Origin of the sequence: Burkholderia pseudomultivorans, from assembly GCF_001718415.1 — a bacterium.
Taxonomy (GTDB): domain Bacteria; phylum Pseudomonadota; class Gammaproteobacteria; order Burkholderiales; family Burkholderiaceae; genus Burkholderia; species Burkholderia pseudomultivorans_A.
The window spans coordinates 1,167,408-1,184,432 of sequence record NZ_CP013378.1 but is presented as its reverse complement, the minus strand read 5'-3'; the positions used below and the strand labels follow the sequence as shown (position 1 = coordinate 1,184,432).

The 17,025-nt window shown below is 67.5% G+C and carries 13 protein-coding genes and 1 pseudogene; 9 read left to right on the top strand and 5 right to left on the bottom strand.

What is annotated here, in order from left to right:
- Positions 1 to 61: 61 nt before the first annotated feature.
- From WS57_RS17890 to WS57_RS17860, 7 genes and pseudogenes are all read left to right on the top strand, one after another.
- A complete protein-coding gene (locus WS57_RS17890; protein ID WP_069244647.1) occupies positions 62 to 1,366 on the top strand; it encodes a gallate dioxygenase in 1,305 nt (434 codons plus the stop codon).
- Between the two features lie 127 nt (positions 1,367 to 1,493).
- On the top strand, positions 1,494 to 2,843 hold the full coding sequence (locus WS57_RS17885; RefSeq protein ID WP_059513724.1) for an MFS transporter: 1,350 nt from the start codon (positions 1,494 to 1,496) through the stop codon (positions 2,841 to 2,843).
- Positions 2,844 to 2,922: 79 nt separating this feature from the next.
- Complete coding sequence (locus tag WS57_RS17880) at positions 2,923 to 3,948, top strand: amidohydrolase family protein (protein WP_009694367.1); 1,026 nt, start codon at positions 2,923 to 2,925, stop codon at positions 3,946 to 3,948.
- A 2-nt stretch (positions 3,949 to 3,950) separates the two neighbouring features.
- Positions 3,951 to 4,634: a 4-carboxy-4-hydroxy-2-oxoadipate aldolase/oxaloacetate decarboxylase gene (gene ligK, locus WS57_RS17875; protein ID WP_009694366.1), complete on the top strand. Its 684-nt coding sequence runs from the start codon at positions 3,951 to 3,953 to the stop codon at positions 4,632 to 4,634.
- 14 nt (positions 4,635 to 4,648) lie between these two features.
- Positions 4,649 to 5,356 carry a substrate-binding domain-containing protein gene (locus WS57_RS17870; RefSeq protein ID WP_059513901.1) on the top strand — a complete coding sequence of 236 codons (708 nt, stop codon included), beginning with the start codon at positions 4,649 to 4,651 and terminating at the stop codon, positions 5,354 to 5,356.
- A gap of 95 nt (positions 5,357 to 5,451) precedes the next feature.
- Positions 5,452 to 7,387 (top strand): annotated as a pseudogene (locus WS57_RS17865) (tannase/feruloyl esterase family alpha/beta hydrolase).
- A 64-nt stretch (positions 7,388 to 7,451) separates the two neighbouring features.
- Positions 7,452 to 8,669, top strand: a complete 1,218-nt coding sequence (locus WS57_RS17860) for a porin (protein WP_069244645.1) — start codon at positions 7,452 to 7,454, stop codon at positions 8,667 to 8,669.
- A gap of 110 nt (positions 8,670 to 8,779) precedes the next feature.
- Here WS57_RS17860 and WS57_RS17855 read toward each other — a convergent pair whose 3' ends face one another.
- Complete coding sequence (locus WS57_RS17855) at positions 8,780 to 9,868, bottom strand: porin (protein WP_069244644.1); 1,089 nt, start codon at positions 9,866 to 9,868, stop codon at positions 8,780 to 8,782.
- A gap of 236 nt (positions 9,869 to 10,104) precedes the next feature.
- Between WS57_RS17855 and WS57_RS17850 the strand changes: the two genes are divergently transcribed.
- Together WS57_RS17850 and WS57_RS17845 are read left to right on the top strand one after the other, a co-directional pair.
- Positions 10,105 to 11,451 carry an MFS transporter gene (locus WS57_RS17850; protein WP_038455131.1) on the top strand — a complete coding sequence of 449 codons (1,347 nt, stop codon included), beginning with the start codon at positions 10,105 to 10,107 and terminating at the stop codon, positions 11,449 to 11,451.
- A 14-nt stretch (positions 11,452 to 11,465) separates the two neighbouring features.
- Positions 11,466 to 12,305, top strand: a complete 840-nt coding sequence (locus tag WS57_RS17845) for an IclR family transcriptional regulator (RefSeq protein WP_009694358.1) — start codon at positions 11,466 to 11,468, stop codon at positions 12,303 to 12,305.
- A 45-nt stretch (positions 12,306 to 12,350) separates the two neighbouring features.
- Here the strand turns inward: WS57_RS17845 and WS57_RS17840 are convergent, their stop codons facing one another.
- From WS57_RS17840 to WS57_RS17825, 4 genes are all read right to left on the bottom strand, one after another.
- A complete protein-coding gene (locus WS57_RS17840) occupies positions 12,351 to 13,469 on the bottom strand; it encodes a polyamine ABC transporter substrate-binding protein (protein WP_069244643.1) in 1,119 nt (372 codons plus the stop codon).
- 256 nt (positions 13,470 to 13,725) lie between these two features.
- Entirely contained in the window at positions 13,726 to 13,947 is a 222-nt protein-coding gene (locus WS57_RS37865; protein ID WP_052102108.1) for a hypothetical protein, read from the bottom strand.
- Positions 13,948 to 14,342: 395 nt separating this feature from the next.
- Entirely contained in the window at positions 14,343 to 15,689 is a 1,347-nt protein-coding gene (locus WS57_RS17830) for an amidase family protein (protein WP_069245445.1), read from the bottom strand.
- A 2-nt stretch (positions 15,690 to 15,691) separates the two neighbouring features.
- Positions 15,692 to 17,023, bottom strand: coding sequence for an MFS transporter (locus tag WS57_RS17825; RefSeq protein ID WP_069244642.1), 1,332 nt, complete (start codon positions 17,021 to 17,023; stop codon positions 15,692 to 15,694).
- Positions 17,024 to 17,025 lie beyond the last annotated feature (2 nt).

Sequence of the window (17,025 nt, the reverse complement as noted above, 5' to 3'; positions counted from 1 at the left end):
ATCTGTCGCGGACCGGCGAACCGGCCGGTCCGCATTCGAGCATCGCGAAGGAGCAACAGGCATGGCACGGATCATCGGGGGCACTGCGGCCTCCCACACGCCCACGATCGGGTTCGCGTTCGACAAGAACAAGCGCGACGATCCGGTCTGGGCGCCGATCTTCGAGAACTTCGCGCCGCTGGCCGCGTGGCTGGACGAACAGCGCCCCGACGTGCTGCTGTTCATCTACAACGACCACGTGACGTCGTTCTTCTTCGATCACTACTCGGCGTTCGCGCTCGGCGTCGGGCCGCAATGGCATCCGGCCGACGAGGGCGGCGGCGCGCGCGACCTGCCGCCGATCGCCGGTGATCCCGCGTTCGCCGCGCATATCGGCCAGTCGCTGATGGCCGACGAATTCGACATGTCGTTCTTCCAGAACAAGCCGCTCGACCACGGCTGTTTCTCGCCGCTGTCGGTGCTGTGCCCGCATCGTCCCGACTGGCCGGTGCGGCTCGTGCCGCTGCAGATGGGCGTGCTGCAGCTGCCGGTGCCGTCCGCGCGCCGCTTCTACCGGCTCGGACAGGCGCTGCGCCGCGCGATCGAAAGCTATCCGGAGGACCTGCGCGTCGCGATCGTCGCGACCGGCGGGCTGTCGCACCAGGTGCACGGCGAACGCTCGGGCTTCAACAACCCGGAATGGGACGCGCGCTTCCTCGACCTGTTCGAGCGCGACCCCGAGCGCCTGGCCGGCATGACGCTCGGCGAATATGCGACGCTCGGCGGCTTCGAGGGCGCCGAGGTCGTCATGTGGCTCACGATGCGCGGCGCGTTGCCGGCCGGCGTCGTCTGCCGGCACCGCAGCTACTACCTGCCGTCGATGACGGGCATCGCGACGGCCATCTACGAAAGCGCGGACACCGAGGTCGATGCGGTCGCGGCCGAACGCCACCGGCAGCGGCTGGCCGCCGAACTCGCCGGCGTCGAAGAACTGCCCGGCACCTATCCGTTTACGATCGCGCGGGCGGTCGGCGCTTACCGGATCAACGACTACCTGCACCGGATGATCGAACCCGCGCATCGCGCGCAATTCCTGGCCGAACCCGAAGCGAGCTTCGAGGCGGCCGGACTCAGCGACGAGGAGCGCGACCTGATTCGCCGCCGCGACTGGCCGGGCCTGCTGCGCTACGGCGTGATCTTCTTCCTGCTCGAAAAGCTCGGCGCGGTGACGGGCGTCTCGAACCTGCACATCTACGCGGCGATGCGCGGCGAATCGCTCGAGGATTTCCAGCGCACGCGCAATGCGCCCGGCGCGCTGTATTCGGTCGCGGGAAAGAGCGCAGGGCCGCTCGGCTGGGACGACGCGGGCCGCAAGGACGGCGCATAGCGGGACGCGCGGGCGCGGCAAGCGCGCGCCCGCATCGACCGGTTCGGCAACGTACCGAACCTCATGAACAGGACTGCGAATCGAAGCGAAAAGGAAGATTCGCCGTCAAGGAGACAGGAGAAACATGATGGCAAGTGGAAAGACAGTCGACATCAAGTCGTTCATCGACGACCGGCCGGTGTCGCGCTACCAGTGGCTGCTGGTCGTGCTGTGCTGCCTCGTCGTGATCGCCGACGGGATGGACGTCGCGATCATGGGCTTCGTCGCGCCGTCGGTGATACGCGACTGGGCGATCTCGCGGCCGGAGTTCGGCCTGGTGATGAGCGCGGCGCCGATCGGCCTCGTGATCGGCGCGCTGGTGGCCGGCCCGAGCGCGGACCGGTTCGGCCGCAAGCGCGTGCTGATCGCGTCGGTGTTCCTGTTCGGCCTCTTCACGATCGCGACCGCGCATGCGGGCTCGCCGGTCGAGATGGCGGTGCTGCGGCTGCTGACCGGCATCGGTCTCGGCGCGGCGATGCCGAACACGACGACGCTGCTGTCGGAATACGCGCCGCAGCGGATGCGCGCGCTGATGATCACGTTGATGTTCACGGGCTTCAACCTCGGCTCGGCGTTGATCGGCTTCGTCGCCGGCTGGCTGATTCCCGTGCACGGCTGGCGTGCGGTGCTGTTGTTCGGCGGCGCGCTGCCGCTGCTGCTGATTCCGCTGCAGCTCTGGCTGCTGCCCGAGTCGGCGCGGCTGCTGGCGGTGCGCGGCGCGCCGTCGCAACGGATCGGCGCGCTGCTGAACCGCGTGTGCGGCGGGCAGTTCAGCGGCGACGAGACGTTCGTGTCGAACGAGCCGCCGCTGCCGACGCGCAAGCCGATCGGCGTGCTGTTCTCGCAAGGCTACGGGTTCGTCACCGTGTCGCTGTGGATCACGTATTTCATGGGGCTGCTCGTGATCTACCTGCTGACGGGCTGGCTGCCCACGCTGATCAAGGACGCGGGGCTGTCCGTGAGCACGGCCGCGAACGTGACCGCGATGTTCCAGATCGGCGGCACGATCGGCGCGATCGGCGTCGGCTGGCTGATGGACAAGGTGCGGCCCGCGCCGGTGATCGGCGTCGCGTATCTCGGCGGCGGGCTGTGCGTGGCGCTGCTCGCATGGGCCGGTGCACTGTCGTCGTCGCTCGCGCTGCTGGTGTTCGCGGCCGGCTTCTGCATGAGCGGCGCGCAGACCGGGCTGAACGCGTATGCGCCGGGCCGCTACCCGACCGTTGCGCGGGCCACCGGCGTGAGCTGGATGCTGGGGATGGGCCGCTTCGGCAGCATCTTCGGCTCGGCGATCGGCGGCGCGCTGCTCGGGATTGGATGGAAGTTCGACGCGATCCTGTCGATGCTCGCGGTGCCGGCGACGCTGGCCGCGATCGCGATCATGACGACGCAGCGCGCAGGCGCGATCGAACCGCAGAAACTGGAAAACCCGGCGCACTGACCGCGGTGCGCGGGCGGCAAGCCCGCGCGGCGCGGCATTCGGTGAGCGGCCGGACAAGTCATCAATTGCAGGAGTGTCAATGATCATCGATATCCACGGCCACTACACGACCGCGCCGAAGGCGCTGGAAGCATGGCGCAACCGCCAGATCGCGAGCATCGGCAGCCCGTCGGAACAGCCGAAAGTCGCGGAGCTGAATATCGGCGACGACGAGCTGCGCGAATCGATCGAGCTGAACCAGTTGCGGCTGATGCGCGAACGCGGCCTCGACCTGACGATCTTCAGCCCGCGCGCGAGCTTCATGGCGCACCACATCGGCGACTTTGCGGTATCGAGCACCTGGGCGGCCGTCTGCAACGAGCTGTGCCATCGCGTGCACCGGCTGTTCCCCGATCACTTCGTACCGGCCGCGATGCTGCCGCAAAGCCCCGGCGTCGATACGTCGACCTGCATTCCGGAACTGGTGCGCTGCGTCGAGGAATACGGCAACGTCGCGATCAACCTGAATCCCGATCCGTCGGGCGGCCACTGGACCAGCCCGCCGCTGTCGGACCGCTACTGGTATCCGATCTACGAGAAGATGGTCGAGTACGACATCCCCGCGATGATCCATGTGAGCACGAGCTGCAACGCGTGCTTCCATACGACCGGCGCGCACTACCTGAACGCGGACACGACCGCGTTCATGCAGTGCCTGACTTCCGACCTGTTCGCCGATTTCCCGACGCTGCGCTTCGTGATTCCGCACGGCGGCGGCGCAGTGCCGTATCACTGGGGGCGGTTCCGCGGGCTCGCGCAGGAGCTGAAGAAGCCGCTGCTGAAAGACCATCTGCTGAACAACGTGTTCTTCGATACCTGCGTCTATCACCAGCCCGGTATCGACCTGCTGACCGGCGTGATTCCGGTCGACAACATCCTGTTCGCGAGCGAGATGATCGGCGCGGTGCGCGGGATCGATCCCGAAACCGGCCACTACTACGACGATACGAAGCGCTATATCGAGGCGTCGTCGCTCGACGCCGAGGCGCGCTACAGGATTTACGAAGGCAATGCGCGGCGCGTGTATCCGCGCCTGGATGCGCAACTGAAAGCGAAGGGGCTTTGATCATGACTGAACTCGGCGTGGTTTACCGCACGATCCACCGCGCGGACCGCGATGTCGCGGCACGGCTCGGTGCGCTCGGCTCGGCGACGGTGCACGAGGCGATGGGTCGCACCGGCCTGATGAAGCCGTACATGCGGCCGATCTATCCGCGCGCGCTGGCGTCCGGCACGGCCGTCACGGTGCTGCTGCATCCGGGCGACAACTGGATGATGCATGTCGCGGCAGAACAGATTCAGCCGGGCGACGTCGTCGTCGCGGCGATTACCGCGGACTGCACCGACGGTTACTTCGGCGACCTGCTCGCGACGAGCTTCAAGGCGCGCGGCGCGCAGGGGCTGATCATCGACGCGGGCGTGCGCGACGTCGCGGTGCTCGAGGCGATGCAGTTTCCGGTCTGGAGCAAGGCGATTTCGGCGAAGGGGACGATCAAGGCGACGCTCGGCTCGGTGAACGTGCCGGTGGTCTGCGCGGGCGCGCTCGTGCATCCCGGCGACGTGATCGTCGCCGACGACGACGGCGTGGTCGTAGTGCCGGCCGCGAATGCCGCCGCGGTGCTCGAGAAAGCCGTCGCGCGCGAGACGAACGAAGCGGCGAAACGCGCGAAGCTCGCCTCGGGCGTGCTCGGCCTCGACATGTACGACATGCGCGAGCCGTTGCGTCAGGCCGGCCTGCGCTATATCGACTGATGGGGACGCCGACGATGGAGCAGGCTGTGCGCACGGACGTCGCCGTCACCGGCATTTCGTCGATGGCGACGCGGCCGCTGCTCGTGCGGCTGGCGGCCGCGTATGCAGAGGACACGGGCTGCCGCGTGGCGGTCACGTCGGTCGGCGGCGTCGATGCGGCGAAGCGCGTGCAGGCCGGCGAGCCGTTCGATTTCGTCGTGCTCGCGTCCGACGCGATCGCACGGCTCGCGGCGGACGGTCGCGTCGTGGCGGACAGCCGCGTCGAGGTCGCGCGCTCGGGTATCGCGGTCGCCGTTGCGGCCGGCGCCGAGCGGCCCGATATCGACACCGAAGCGGCCGTGCGCGACGCGGTGCTGCGCGCGCGCCGGATCGGCTTTTCGACGGGCCCGAGCGGTGTTCACCTGAATCGGCTGTTCGCGCGCTGGGGGCTGACGGATGCGCTTGCGCCGCGCATCGTGCAGGCGCCGCCGGGCGTGCCGGTCGGCATGCTGATCGCGTCCGGCGAGGTCGACCTGGGCTTCCAGCAGTTGAGCGAGCTGATGCATGTGCCGGGCGTCGCAGTCGTCGGCGCGTTGCCGGATGCGATCCAGGCGATGACGGTATTTGCGGCGGCGGTGTGCGACTCGGCGCGCGACCGCGCGGCCGCGGCGCGGTTTCTCGCGTATCTCGCGTCGCCGCAGGCCGCGACCGTGAAGCGCGAGCACGGGATGGAGCCGGCCTGAGCGCAGATGCCGCACGCCGCAGCCGGTTCGAAGCGATAAACAGATCAGATGGCATTGCGGATTCTTCGCAACGCGGTCGAGCAAGTGATTTAGCTATGCTGATAAACGAGCGAAGCCGGTTTCGGCCTGCTTCGTTCGAGGATGGACGAACCCTCTCACCGGGCCGGAACGCTTCGCCGAAGCGCGGCCCGCCAATCAGAACGACAGGAGACAGTCATGCAGACGAACTGCAGGGCAGGGTGGATGCTGCGCGCGGCGCATCGCGCGGCAGATAGCGGACGCAACAGGCTGGCTCGCCTGCTGGCGGCCGGCGTGGTGTGGCTGTGCGCGGCGATGACCGGCTGGCCGGGCGCCGCCATCGCGGCGAGCAGCGCCGGCGGCCTCGCGAATCTGCCGGCCGTGATGCCGGCGATGTCGTGCCAGGCGGTCGCGGCGCTCGACTTGAGCGGCGTGACCGACGGCGCCGTCACGATCACCTCGGCGACGCTGCTGCCGGCCGGCACCGTCGTCGGCAACAACACGCTGCCTGCCCCCGTCTGCGACGTGAAAGGCACGATCGGCCCCGGCGCGTCGCTGTTCGAACTGCAGCTGCCGACGCAGGGCTGGACGCAGCGCTATCTGCAGACCGGCTGCGGCGGATTGTGCGGCAACCTGTCGGTCAATGCGCCGATGGCGTCGACCTGCGTGCCGGTGACCAACGGCACGATCGCGATGGCCGCGACCGACATGGGCCACGAAGGCGGCAACGACGGTTCGTGGGCGCTCGCTCCGACCGCGAAGCTCGACTTTGCGTATCGCGCCGAGCATGCGACCGCGCAGGTGGCCAAGGCGATCATCAACCGCTTCTATGCGCGACCGGCGCGCTACGCGTATTTCGACGGCTGCTCGGACGGCGGCCGCGAGGCGCTGATGGAAGCGCAGCGCTACCCCGACGATTTCGACGGCATCGCGGCCGGTGCACCCGCGAACGACCTGATCGTGCAGAACACGTTCCACCATGCATGGCCGAACGCAGTCAACACGGATCCGAAGACGGGCAACGCGATCCTGCTCGCCGGCAAGCTGCCGATGATCCACGCGGCCGTGCTGAAGGCGTGCGACGGGCTCGACGGTGTCGTCGACGGCGTGATCGACAACCCGCGCGCGTGCCATTTCGATCCGGCGACGCTGGCATGCGCGAACGGGCAGTCCACCGCGACGTGCCTGACGCCGCAGGAAGCCGACGTCGTGCGCCGGATCCACGACGGCGCGACCACCGCGGACGGCACGCGCCTCGAACCGCTCGTGTCGCGCGAGTGGGGCTCGGAGCTGAACTGGAGCCTGTTCGTTCCGGCCGCCGCGACGACGCCGAGCGGCACGATCAGCTTCGTGCTGCCGTTCCTGCGCTATCTCGACTACTACAACGCGTCGTATCCGTCCGCGACGATCGGCGACCTGAAGTTCACGCTCGACGGTTTCATGAAGACGGTGATCCCCGTGTCGAACTACCTGGCCGCGACCGATCCGGACCTGAGCCGCTTCGCCGGCCGCAACGGCAAGCTGCTGCTGTGGCACGGCCTCGAGGACCAGCATATCTCGCCGCGCTCGAGCATCGAATACTACGAAGCGATGAAGCGCTACATGGGCGATGCGAAGGTCGACCGCTTCGCGCGCTTCTACCTGTTCCCCGGCGTCGCGCACTGCGGCGGCGGCCAGGGGCCGAACGTGTTCGACATCCTGACGCCGCTGATGGCGTGGACCGAAACGGGCGCGACGCCCGGCCGGATCGTCGCGTCGATCGTCGATGCGAACGGCAACACGACGCGCACGCGCCCGGTGTTTCCGTATCCGGCCACCGCGCGCTATACGGGCAGCGGCAGCACCGACGACGCGGCCAATTTCGTCGCCGACACGCCGAAGGCCGCTCCGTTCGTCGACCTGCACTGGGCCGGCGAATGGCTGTACTCGCCGGGCTACGAAGCGACGTGCCGCGTGAACGGTTCGCAACTCGCGTGCACGGGCGGCAACGGCTGGCATGCCTATCGTCCGTGACGGGGCAGCGCGCGACGAACACGACAACCCACCCTCTCAATCACAAAACGAAGGAGACAGATCGATGAAGAAGCAGGCATTACGCGCGGCGCTGACCTCGGGCGTTGCGATGGCGGTCGCCGTACCGGCGCTCGCGCAGAGCAGCGTCACGCTGTACGGGATCGTCGACAACGGCATCGGCTACCAGAACAACTCGACGACGGTCGGCTCGACGACGGGCGGCAAGTCGATCGTCAAGATGAACCAGGGCGTGTGGGCGGGCAGCCGCTTCGGGCTGAAGGGTGCGGAGGATCTCGGCGGCGGCACGAAGGCGATCTTCACGCTCGAATCGGGCTTCAACTCGGCCACGGGCGGCGCGCAGTATACGGATGCGATGTTCGGGCGGCAGGCGTGGGTCGGCTTGACGAACGCAACCTACGGCACGCTCACTGCGGGCCGGCAATATGCGTCGTACTACCAGACGATGTCGCCGTTCAGTCCGACCACCTGGATCACCGGCTACTACGGCGCCCATCCGGGCGACGTCGACGGGCTCGACACGATCTACCGCGCGAACAACACGATCGAGTACACGTCGCCGAAGTGGTACGGCGTGACGCTGAGCGGGTCGTACTCGCTCGGCGGCGTCGCGGGCAGCACGAACGCGGGCTCGACCTGGGCGACCGGCATCCAGTACGCGGCCGGCCCGCTCGGCGTCGGCGTCGCGTTCGAGCGCATCAACAACTCGAATACCGCGGGCGGCACGTGGGGCGCGAATTCGACGACGTCGAACAGCGGCTCGCAGATCGGCGTCTCGGCGGTCACGAACGGCTACCAGACCGCAAAGGCGCAGCAGCGCTTCGCGGTCGGCCTCAGCTACCGGTTCAGCGACGCGTGGGACGCGACGGCCACGTACACCAACACCGAGTACATCCCGGGCGCCGCATCGAAGTTCTTCAATACGGCGATCTTCAACACGGCCGGCGCGGTGCTGCACTGGAAGCCGTCGGCGGTGTGGGATTTCGGTGCGGGCTATGCGTATACGCGCGCGACGGAATCGAACGGCATCACCGACAGCGCGCAATATCACCAGTTCAACCTGTCGCAGTACTACTCGCTGTCGAAGCGCACCGGGCTGTACCTGCTCGAAGCGTATCAGCACGCGAAGGGCAAGACGCTCGGCACGAGCGGCGCCGGCAGCATCGTCAATGCGACCGCGACGCTCGGCGACGGGATGAACACCACGCCGTCGTCGACCGGCAACCAGTTGGCGGTCGGTGCGGGGATCATTCACCGGTTCTGAGCCTGGCGCGAAGCAGCGCCGGTTTCATGGGGCAGCGCGAACGGGCCGGCAGGCCCGTTTTTCGTGGTCGCGCGTCTGCGGGCGTGGGGGCGATTGCCCGGCAACCCCCTTCAGAACGAATGCGTGATCCCCACATGCGCAAGCAACTGCGACCGGCCCGACGACGGCCCGTTCGGATAGGTCGCCGCCGTCGCGCCGTTGCCCGACGCGAGCTGCCACGTCAGCGTTGCCTGCACCTGCGTACGCTTCGACAGCGAATACAGGTTGCCGGCTTCGAGCGTATTCCAGTGCATGCCGTCCATGCGCGAATACGTGTAGTCGAGCGTGACGGCCTCGGCCGCCGTGAACTGGTAGAGCGTGCCCGCATCGATGTTCTGCATGTGCGTGGCCGACCGCGCGCCCTTGATGTCGGTGCGCGTGTACAGCAGGTTGACCGTCCACGGCTGCACGATCCGGTACGTGAGCCCGATGCCGAGGTTGTCGACCTCGTTGGACTGGAAGGTCTGCTGCGCCGACAGCGTCTGGCCGAGAAAGTGCGTCCAGCCGAAGTAGTTGTAGAGATCGAGCACGCGGCGCTTGGTCGTCATGTAGGTGACGCCGGCCGACAGCGGGCCGCGATCGTAGGTCGCGTACGCGCCCGCGCTGTGCCCGCTCGCATCCGAGCCGGCAAAGCCGTATAGCGCGCCGACCCGCACGCCGTACCAGTCCGGGCTGCGGTATTTGACGGCGTTCTCGATCTGGTAGCCGTTGGTCAGGCTGTCGAGGTTGCCCGCATGGAACGAGTAGAGGCTCCGATTCCAGAACGCATTCGAATAGCGGATCGCGACGTCGTCCATCAGGTCGGACTGGCGGCCGAGCGTCAGCGTGCCGAGCGGCCCGTCGAGGCCGACGTAGGCCTGCCGGTCGAACAGCGTATTGGTCTTGATCAGTGCGCCCGTATTGACGTTGAAGCCGCTCTCGAGCGCGAACACCGCGCGATAGCCGCCGCCGAGATCCTCGTTGCCGCGCAATCCCCAGCGCGTCGGCGAACCGATGCCCGAGGCAGTGCCCCACGACGCACCGCCGCGCTTGTTGCTGATGTACGTGATGCCGGAATCGACCTGCCCCCATAGCGTCAACGCGGTGCTTTGCGCATGGGCGAGCGAAACCAGCGAGACGCCGCAGCCGGCGATCAGGAGCGTGCGAGGCAGGATTTTCATGTGTCGGGGTCGGGAGTGGGTTGGGGACAGATCTTTACCTGAATGACCATAGGTGGTCAGTTTGTTATTCCGTGGAAAAAATCATAGGACTGCCGGCTGACTCGGCGCAAGCGGAAAATAATTAAACGCTTCTTGACCCGTGCTTTTGGCCGCGCGATCATCGCGGCTCCAATGGTCGAAATGCCCATATGTGGTCATTTCGGAACCGTACCAACGACACAGACGAGAGACGACCGATGCCTGACACCCCCGCCCGGAAACCCACGCGCATCCGCTTCCTGATGCTGTTTCTCGTGTTCGTCGGCACGGTGGTCAACTATGTCGACCGCGCGAACCTGTCGGTGGCCGCGCCGCTGCTCAAGCACGAGTTCGGACTCGACCCGGTGGCGATCGGCGTGCTGTTCTCCGCGTATTCGTGGACCTACGTGCTGGCGAACCTGCCCGGCGGCTGGGTCGTCGACCGCTTCGGCTCGCGCGCGATGTATGCGCTGGCGCTGCTGATCTGGTCGAGCTTCACGTTCCTGCAGGGCTTCGCCGGCCGCTTCGCGACGCTGTTCGGGCTGCGGCTCGGCGTCGGCGTCGCCGAGGCGCCGACCTTCCCGATCAACAACCGCGTCGTGTCGATCTGGTTCGCGCAACGCGAACGCGGCAGCGCGACCAGCGTGTATCTGGTGGGGCAGTACATCGGCATGGCGGCGTTGACGCCGGCGCTGTTCTGGATCGCCGGCACCTTCGGCTGGCGCGCGATCTTCTTCGCGACGGGCCTCGTCGGCATCGTGTGGGCCGGCATCTGGTATCTGCTGTATCGCGATCCCGAGCAATGCCGATGGGTGAACCAGGCCGAGCTCGATCACATCCGGCGCGGGGGCGCCGTCGTCGAAACCGGCAAGCCCGCGCGCGGCGAGCCGTTCCCGTGGCGCAAGCTCGCGATCGTGTTCAGCAACCGGCAGATCGTCGCGATCTGCGCGGGCAAGTTCGCGTCGCTGTCGTCGCTGTACTTTTTCCTGACCTGGTTCCCGAGCTACCTGATCAGCGAGCGGCACATGACGGTGCTGAAGGCGGGCGGCGTCGCATCGGTGCCGTTCGTCGCCGCGTCGATCGGCGTGCTCGCGGGCGGCGCGTTGTCGGACTGGCTGCTGCGGCGCGGCGCGAGCGTCGGCACGGCGCGCAAGACGCCGATCATCACCGGCCTGCTGCTGGTGCCGACGATGACGCTGACGGTGCTGACCGACACGAACTGGATCGTGATCGCGATCATGTCGTTCGCGTTTTTCGCGCAGGGCGTCGCGTCCGCGTCGTGGTCGCTGATCGGCGATATCGCGCCGCGCAGCATGCTCGGCGTCACCGGCGGTGCGGTCAACTTCGTCGGCAACCTGTCTGGTATCGTTACGCCCATCGCCATCGGCTTCATCGTTCGCGAGACGGGTTCGTTCGGTTGGGCGCTCGGGTTGATCAGCGTGTTCGCGGTGATCGGCGCGCTGTGCTACACGTTCCTGCTCGGCGAGGTCAAACGCATCGACCTCGATCCGCCCGAAAGCGGCGGCCGCTCGCCCGAGCCGCTGAAGTCGACCGTGCAAGACTGACACGCCAGCCCACGATGAATCCAGATACGCCCGATACGACCGGCACGCTTTCCGACGACGAGACTTACCTGGTGCCCGCGCTGGAGCGCGGCCTCAGGGTGCTCGAACTGTTCAATGCGCGCGAGCCGGTGCTCACGCCCAACCTGATCGCGCAGCGGCTCGGCCTGCCGCGCACGACCGCGCTGCGTCTCGTGCAGACGCTGCACACGCTCGGCTACCTCGAACGGGCCAATCGCGACCGCGACTACCGGCTCGGCGCGCGCGTGATGAAGCTCGGCTTCGACTACCTGAGTTCGCTCGCGCTGACCGATATCGGCACGCCGGTGATCGAGCGGCTGCGCGACGAGACCGGTTTCGCGAGTCACCTGGTCGTACGCGACGGGCGCGACGTCGTGTTCGTCGCGAAGGCATGGACGCACGATTCCGTGATGAGCGCGATCAAGGTCAATATCGGCACGCGGATTCCCGCGCACGCGTCGGTGCACGGCCATGTGCTGCTCGGCGATCTCGATCGTGCGGAGCTCGAAGCGCTGTTTCCCGAACCGATGCTGCCGACCTATACGCCGCATACGCCGCGCACGGCCGCCGAAGTCCATGCGCGTGCGCAGAAATATGCGGCGGAAGGCTACGCGCTGAGCGAGTCGTCGTTCGAGCCCGGCATCTCGGTGATCAGTGCGCCCGTGCGCGACGGCAGCGGGTTGATCGTCGCCGCGGTCACGCTGACGGTCGCGCGGCCGTTCCTCGAGAAGTCGATGCTCGACCAGGGGCTCGTCGGCAAGGTGCTGAAGGCGGCCGGCGAACTGTCCGAGCGGCTGAACTACCACGCGCCCGATCCGGCGGCCGCGCACGACTGACGCGTCACGCGCGGCCGGCACCGGTCGCCGGCCGCGCTTCGCGATTCAGCGCCCGGTCTTCAACTGCGCCCACAGCCGGTTTTGCAGCCGGCGGATTTCCGGCGGCATCGGCTTGAGCAGCGTCATCCGGCTCAGCACAGCGTCGGACGGATACACCGACGGATCCTGCGCGATCGCGGGCTTCACGTACTGGCGCGCGGCTTTGTTCGCGGTCGGATAGAACACCGCATTGGTGATGCCCGCGTTGACCCTCGGGTCCTGCAGATAGTTGATCCACTGCAGCGCGGCATCGCGATGCGGTGCGTCCTTCGGGATCACCATCATGTCGAACCACAGCAGCCCGCCTTCCTTCGGATTCGCGAAGCGGATCTCGTACGGGCGCTTCGCTTCCGCCGCGCGGCGGTGCGCGATGCCGACGTCGCCCGAGTAGCCCAGCGACACGCACAGGTCGTTGTTCGCGAGATCGTTGATATAGCCCGACGAGTTGAACTGCGTGATGTACGGGCGGACTTTCTTCAGCACCTCGTATGCGGCCTGGTAGTCGGCCGGATTCGTGCTGTTCGGGTTCTTGCCCATGTATTGCAGCGTCGCGGCGAACACGTCGACGGCCTGGTCGAGGAACGACACGCCGCAGTTCTTCAGCTTCGCCATGTTGGCCGGGTCGAACACCAGCGCCCAGCTGTCGACGGGCGCCTTGTCGCCGAGCGCCTTCTTCACGGCCTGCGCGTTGTAGCCGATGCCGTCGGTGCCATAGGCCCACGGCACGCCGTACTGGTTGCCCGGATCGGCGTCGGCGACCATCTTCATCAGCAGCGGATCGAGATGCGACAGGTTCGGCAGCTTCAACTTGTCGAGCGGCTGGTAGACGTTCGCCTGGATCTGCTTGGCCATGTAGTTCGACGTCGGCACGACGATGTCGTAGCCCGAATTGCCGGACAGCAGCTTGGCCTGCAGCGTGTCGTCGCTGTCGTAGTTGTCGTAGCGAACGCGGATGCCCGTCTGCTTCTGGAAGTTCGGGATCGTGTCCGGTGCGATGTAGTCGGACCAGTTGTAGATGTTCAGCTCGCCGGCCGCATGGGCGTTCGGACCACTGAAAGCGGCGAGGCCGGCGACCGACATCAGGGCGGCGATGGAGAGGGCACGGCGAAGCGTTCGGATTTGCATGACGGGATCCTCTGTAGCGAGGCGCGCGGCGACGGACGGTCTGCGGTCGCGGCGCGACGGTTCATGGGCTGGGCAAGGACGGATGCATCGTGCCGGCGTTCGGGGGTGAACGGCGGTGCGGTGCGATCGGGAAAACATTCAGGGGTCCGTCTGATTCCGCGTCGCCTGCGCGAGTCGCGTGCGAGCACCCGCGCCGCCGGCGAATGGCTGGCGGACGGAGCGCGACGGGGAAACCGGACGGAAAGGAGGGGCTGCGCTATGGCAGCAGCGACGCGATGTCGTCGATATGAATCGCGACGCTCGCGCAGGTCGCGACCGCGTTGTGGCGGCTGACGGAACGGCGGGACAGGATCGTATAGATCGACAGGGGCAGGCGCGGGCCTCGACGACCGTCACGGTCGTCGGACGACGAGATGGCGGGACGCACGTTTCGTGCATCGCCTCGTCTCCACCGCACCAGCGGGCCACGGATTCTCACGATTACTCTCGACCGGGTTGTTGAAAGTATTGAACACCTGGCGATCGTCGGACGACGCGCATCTCAGCCTTCGATCATCGCGTGGGCGGTGTCGTGGCGACGGCGTGGCCGGCCGGACTGAAAGGCGGACATCGAAGCGAAGCGCCTGAAAATGACGTTCCCGTGAATCATCAGGTAAATCGCTGTAAGGATGTCTTGGGATTTTCCCTAGGGATTCGATCGCTTGCCGACGTGATCGGGTAGCGGGCGGTCGCCGTCGAAGCGAGGTGACGAGAGGGTTTTCCCGAGTCGGGGCAGGTCGGAGGTGATGAGAATATTCGACGCTCGCCGTGTGCATCCGATACGGCGAAGATCAGGCGGGCATCGTCTCGAGATCGTCGAACCGCCCGACTTCGTCAGCCCGGACCCACGAGTCGCCGCCCGGCGTCCAGGCATCGCCGCTCGTCGCCCGGCCGGCCGATCAGCTGCACGCCGGCCGGCAGTTCGCCCGCCGCGTGGCACGGTGCGCTGACCACCGGCAGTCCGGCGAACGATATCGGTTGGGTGAACATGCCGAGCGTCGCCTTCGGATCGAGCGCCTCGCCATTGACGTCAACCGTTGCGTCCGAGAAGCGCGGCGCGACGTACGGCGTCGCCGGCGCAATCAGGATATCGAAGCGTTCGAACAGCGCCGCGAGGCGCGCCTGCCACTCGGCGCGATGCGCGAGCGCATCGACGTACGCGGCGTCGGCGATGTCGAGCCCGAGGCGAATGCGCTCGCGCAGATGCGCGGACACGAGCGACGCGTCGGCATCGAGCAGCGCGCGATGACGGCGCGCGACCTCGAAGTTCGACACGATGCGCGCGCTTGCCCGTATCGGCTCGAGCACCGACTCGTCCATCGGCTCGGCTTGTACGTGGTCTTGTTGCGCGAAGCGCGCGGCCGCCCGCTCGACCGCGCGACGCACCTGCGCATCGGCACGGCGTTCGAATTCCCCGGTCAGCACGCAGACGCGCAGCGGCGCGTGGCCGGTGGATATGTCGCCGCCGTTCGCACACGACAACGCGTCGTAAAGCGCACAAAGATCGTCGAGGTTCGCCGCGAACCCGCCGGCCACGTCGAGCGAGGTCGCATACGGCACGCAGCCGTCCATCGACAGCCGGCCATGCGTCGGCTTGATGCCCCATACGCCGCACAGTGCAGCCGGCGCGCGAATCGAGCCGTTCGTGTCGCTGCCGAGCGCGAGCGATACGTGGCCGGCGGCCACCGCGGCCGCCGATCCGCTCGACGAGCCGCCGGTCATGCGCGCGGTATCGGCCGGCAGGCGCACCGCGCCGAAATGCGGATTCACGCCGGTTGCGCCGCACGCGAACTCGTCCATGTGCGTCGCCGCGACCGGCACCGCGCCGGCCTGCACGAGGCGGGCGACCATCGCCGCGTCGCGGCGCGCCGCAGGCTCGCGAAGCCGGGTCGGCGAACCGGCGACAGTCGTGTAGCCCGCGACGTCGAAATTGCTCTTCACGGCGAACGGCACGCCCGCGAGCGGCCCGACCTCGCGGCCGGCGCGCACGCACGCGTCGATGTGCGCTGCCGCCTCGAGCGCACGCGTATCGAAGCACGTGCTGATCGCGTTGAACTGCGCATGGCGCGCGGCGATGTCGTCGAGCGCGTGCTGCGCGACTGCGACGGCGCTCAGCCGGCCCGCCCGGACCGCGCGCGCGATACCGAGCGCGTCGCGCATGTCGATCGTATCGGTCGGCATGATCATGTGCGGCCGATGAAGCGGCGCGGGATCGACAGGATCAGCGCGGCCGCGCCGAACAGCGCGAGCGCGAGCAGCGCGACGCCGATCTCGGTGCTGCCCGTCAGCGCTTTCAGATAGCCCATGATCGACGGCCCGACGAAGCCCGCGACGGCCGCGCCGATGTTCACGAGCCCCGCGCCGCCCGCGGCGGCCTCGCCGGCAAGGATGCGCGACGGCAGGCTCCAGAACATCGCGAGCGTGCTCATGATGCCGGCCACGCCGATGGTCAGGCACACGACCGCGAGCAGCGGGTGCGCGCTCGTGCCGACGCTCGCGAGCAGCGCGACGCCGCCGACGATGACGGGCGCGGCGGTGTGCCAGCGCCGCTCGCCGGTGCGGACCGAGTGCTGCGCGTTGAGCACCATTGCGACCGACGCGACGAGGTACGGAATCGCGCTGACGAGACCGACCGCGAAGTTGCTGAGCGAGCCGAGCGCCTTGATCATGGTCGGCATCCAGAAAATCAGCCCGTAGTTGCCGACGTTATACAGGAACGACGTCGCGAACAGCAGCCACAGCGTCGGCTCGCGCAGCGCGGCGCCGAGGTTGGCGCGCTTGCCTTCGGTTTCCTGCGCCATTTCCGCGTGGATCATGCGTTTTTCGGCATCGGTCAGCCAGCGGGCGTCGTCGACGCGCTCGGTGACGGAGGCGAGCAGGTACAGGCCGAGCAGCACGGCCGGCAAGCCTTCGAGCAGGAACATCCATTGCCAGCCGCGCAGCCCGAAGCCGCCGTGCGTCGCGTCCATGATCCAGCCCGACAGCGGGCCGCCGATCACGACGCCGAGCGGCATCGCGAGAAACAGCAGCGCCATCACGCGCGACAGGCGCCGCGACGGAAACCACACGCTGAAATAGGCGATGACCGCCGGGAAGAAGCTCGCTTCGGTCACGCCGAGCAGGAAGCGCAGTACGTAGAAAGTGGTCTGGCCTGTCGTCGCGAGCGTGCCGATCGACACGACGCCCCACGCGAGCATCGAGCCCGCGATGCATTTCTTCACGCCGATACGCTGCACGAGCCAGCCGGCCGGCACCTGCAGCAGCAGGTAGCCGACGAAGAACAGCCCGGCGCCGACACCGTACGCGGCTTCGGACAGGTGCAGGTCCGCCGCCATCTGCAGCTTCGCGAAGCCGACGTTGACGCGGTCGAGATAGCCGAAGAAGTAGCACACGAGAATCAGCGGGATGATGCGCCGCGTGAGCTTGCCGTACAGTGCGTCGATGTCGGCGGCGGTGCCGGCATCGCGTTCGGATCGCATGTCCTGCATCCGTGCCGCGTCGTTGGTGCTTGCCATGA

Excerpts from the sequence above, each read along its gene's own strand:
- WS57_RS17855 (WP_069244644.1), bottom strand. The coding sequence starts at position 9,868 with ATGAAAATCCTGCCTCGCACGCTCCTGATCGCCGGCTGCGGCGTCTCG.
- WS57_RS17870 (WP_059513901.1), top strand. The coding sequence starts at position 4,649 with ATGGAGCAGGCTGTGCGCACGGACGTCGCCGTCACCGGCATTTCGTCG.
- WS57_RS17880 (WP_009694367.1), top strand. The coding sequence starts at position 2,923 with ATGATCATCGATATCCACGGCCACTACACGACCGCGCCGAAGGCGCTG.
- WS57_RS17885 (WP_059513724.1), top strand. The coding sequence starts at position 1,494 with ATGGCAAGTGGAAAGACAGTCGACATCAAGTCGTTCATCGACGACCGG.
- WS57_RS17890 (WP_069244647.1), top strand. The coding sequence starts at position 62 with ATGGCACGGATCATCGGGGGCACTGCGGCCTCCCACACGCCCACGATC.
- WS57_RS17825 (WP_069244642.1), bottom strand. The coding sequence starts at position 17,023 with ATGGCAAGCACCAACGACGCGGCACGGATGCAGGACATGCGATCCGAA.
- WS57_RS17860 (WP_069244645.1), top strand. The coding sequence starts at position 7,452 with ATGAAGAAGCAGGCATTACGCGCGGCGCTGACCTCGGGCGTTGCGATG.
- ligK (WP_009694366.1), top strand. The coding sequence starts at position 3,951 with ATGACTGAACTCGGCGTGGTTTACCGCACGATCCACCGCGCGGACCGC.
- WS57_RS17840 (WP_069244643.1), bottom strand. The coding sequence starts at position 13,469 with ATGCAAATCCGAACGCTTCGCCGTGCCCTCTCCATCGCCGCCCTGATG.
- WS57_RS17845 (WP_009694358.1), top strand. The coding sequence starts at position 11,466 with ATGAATCCAGATACGCCCGATACGACCGGCACGCTTTCCGACGACGAG.
- WS57_RS17850 (WP_038455131.1), top strand. The coding sequence starts at position 10,105 with ATGCCTGACACCCCCGCCCGGAAACCCACGCGCATCCGCTTCCTGATG.
- WS57_RS17830 (WP_069245445.1), bottom strand. The coding sequence starts at position 15,689 with ATGCCGACCGATACGATCGACATGCGCGACGCGCTCGGTATCGCGCGC.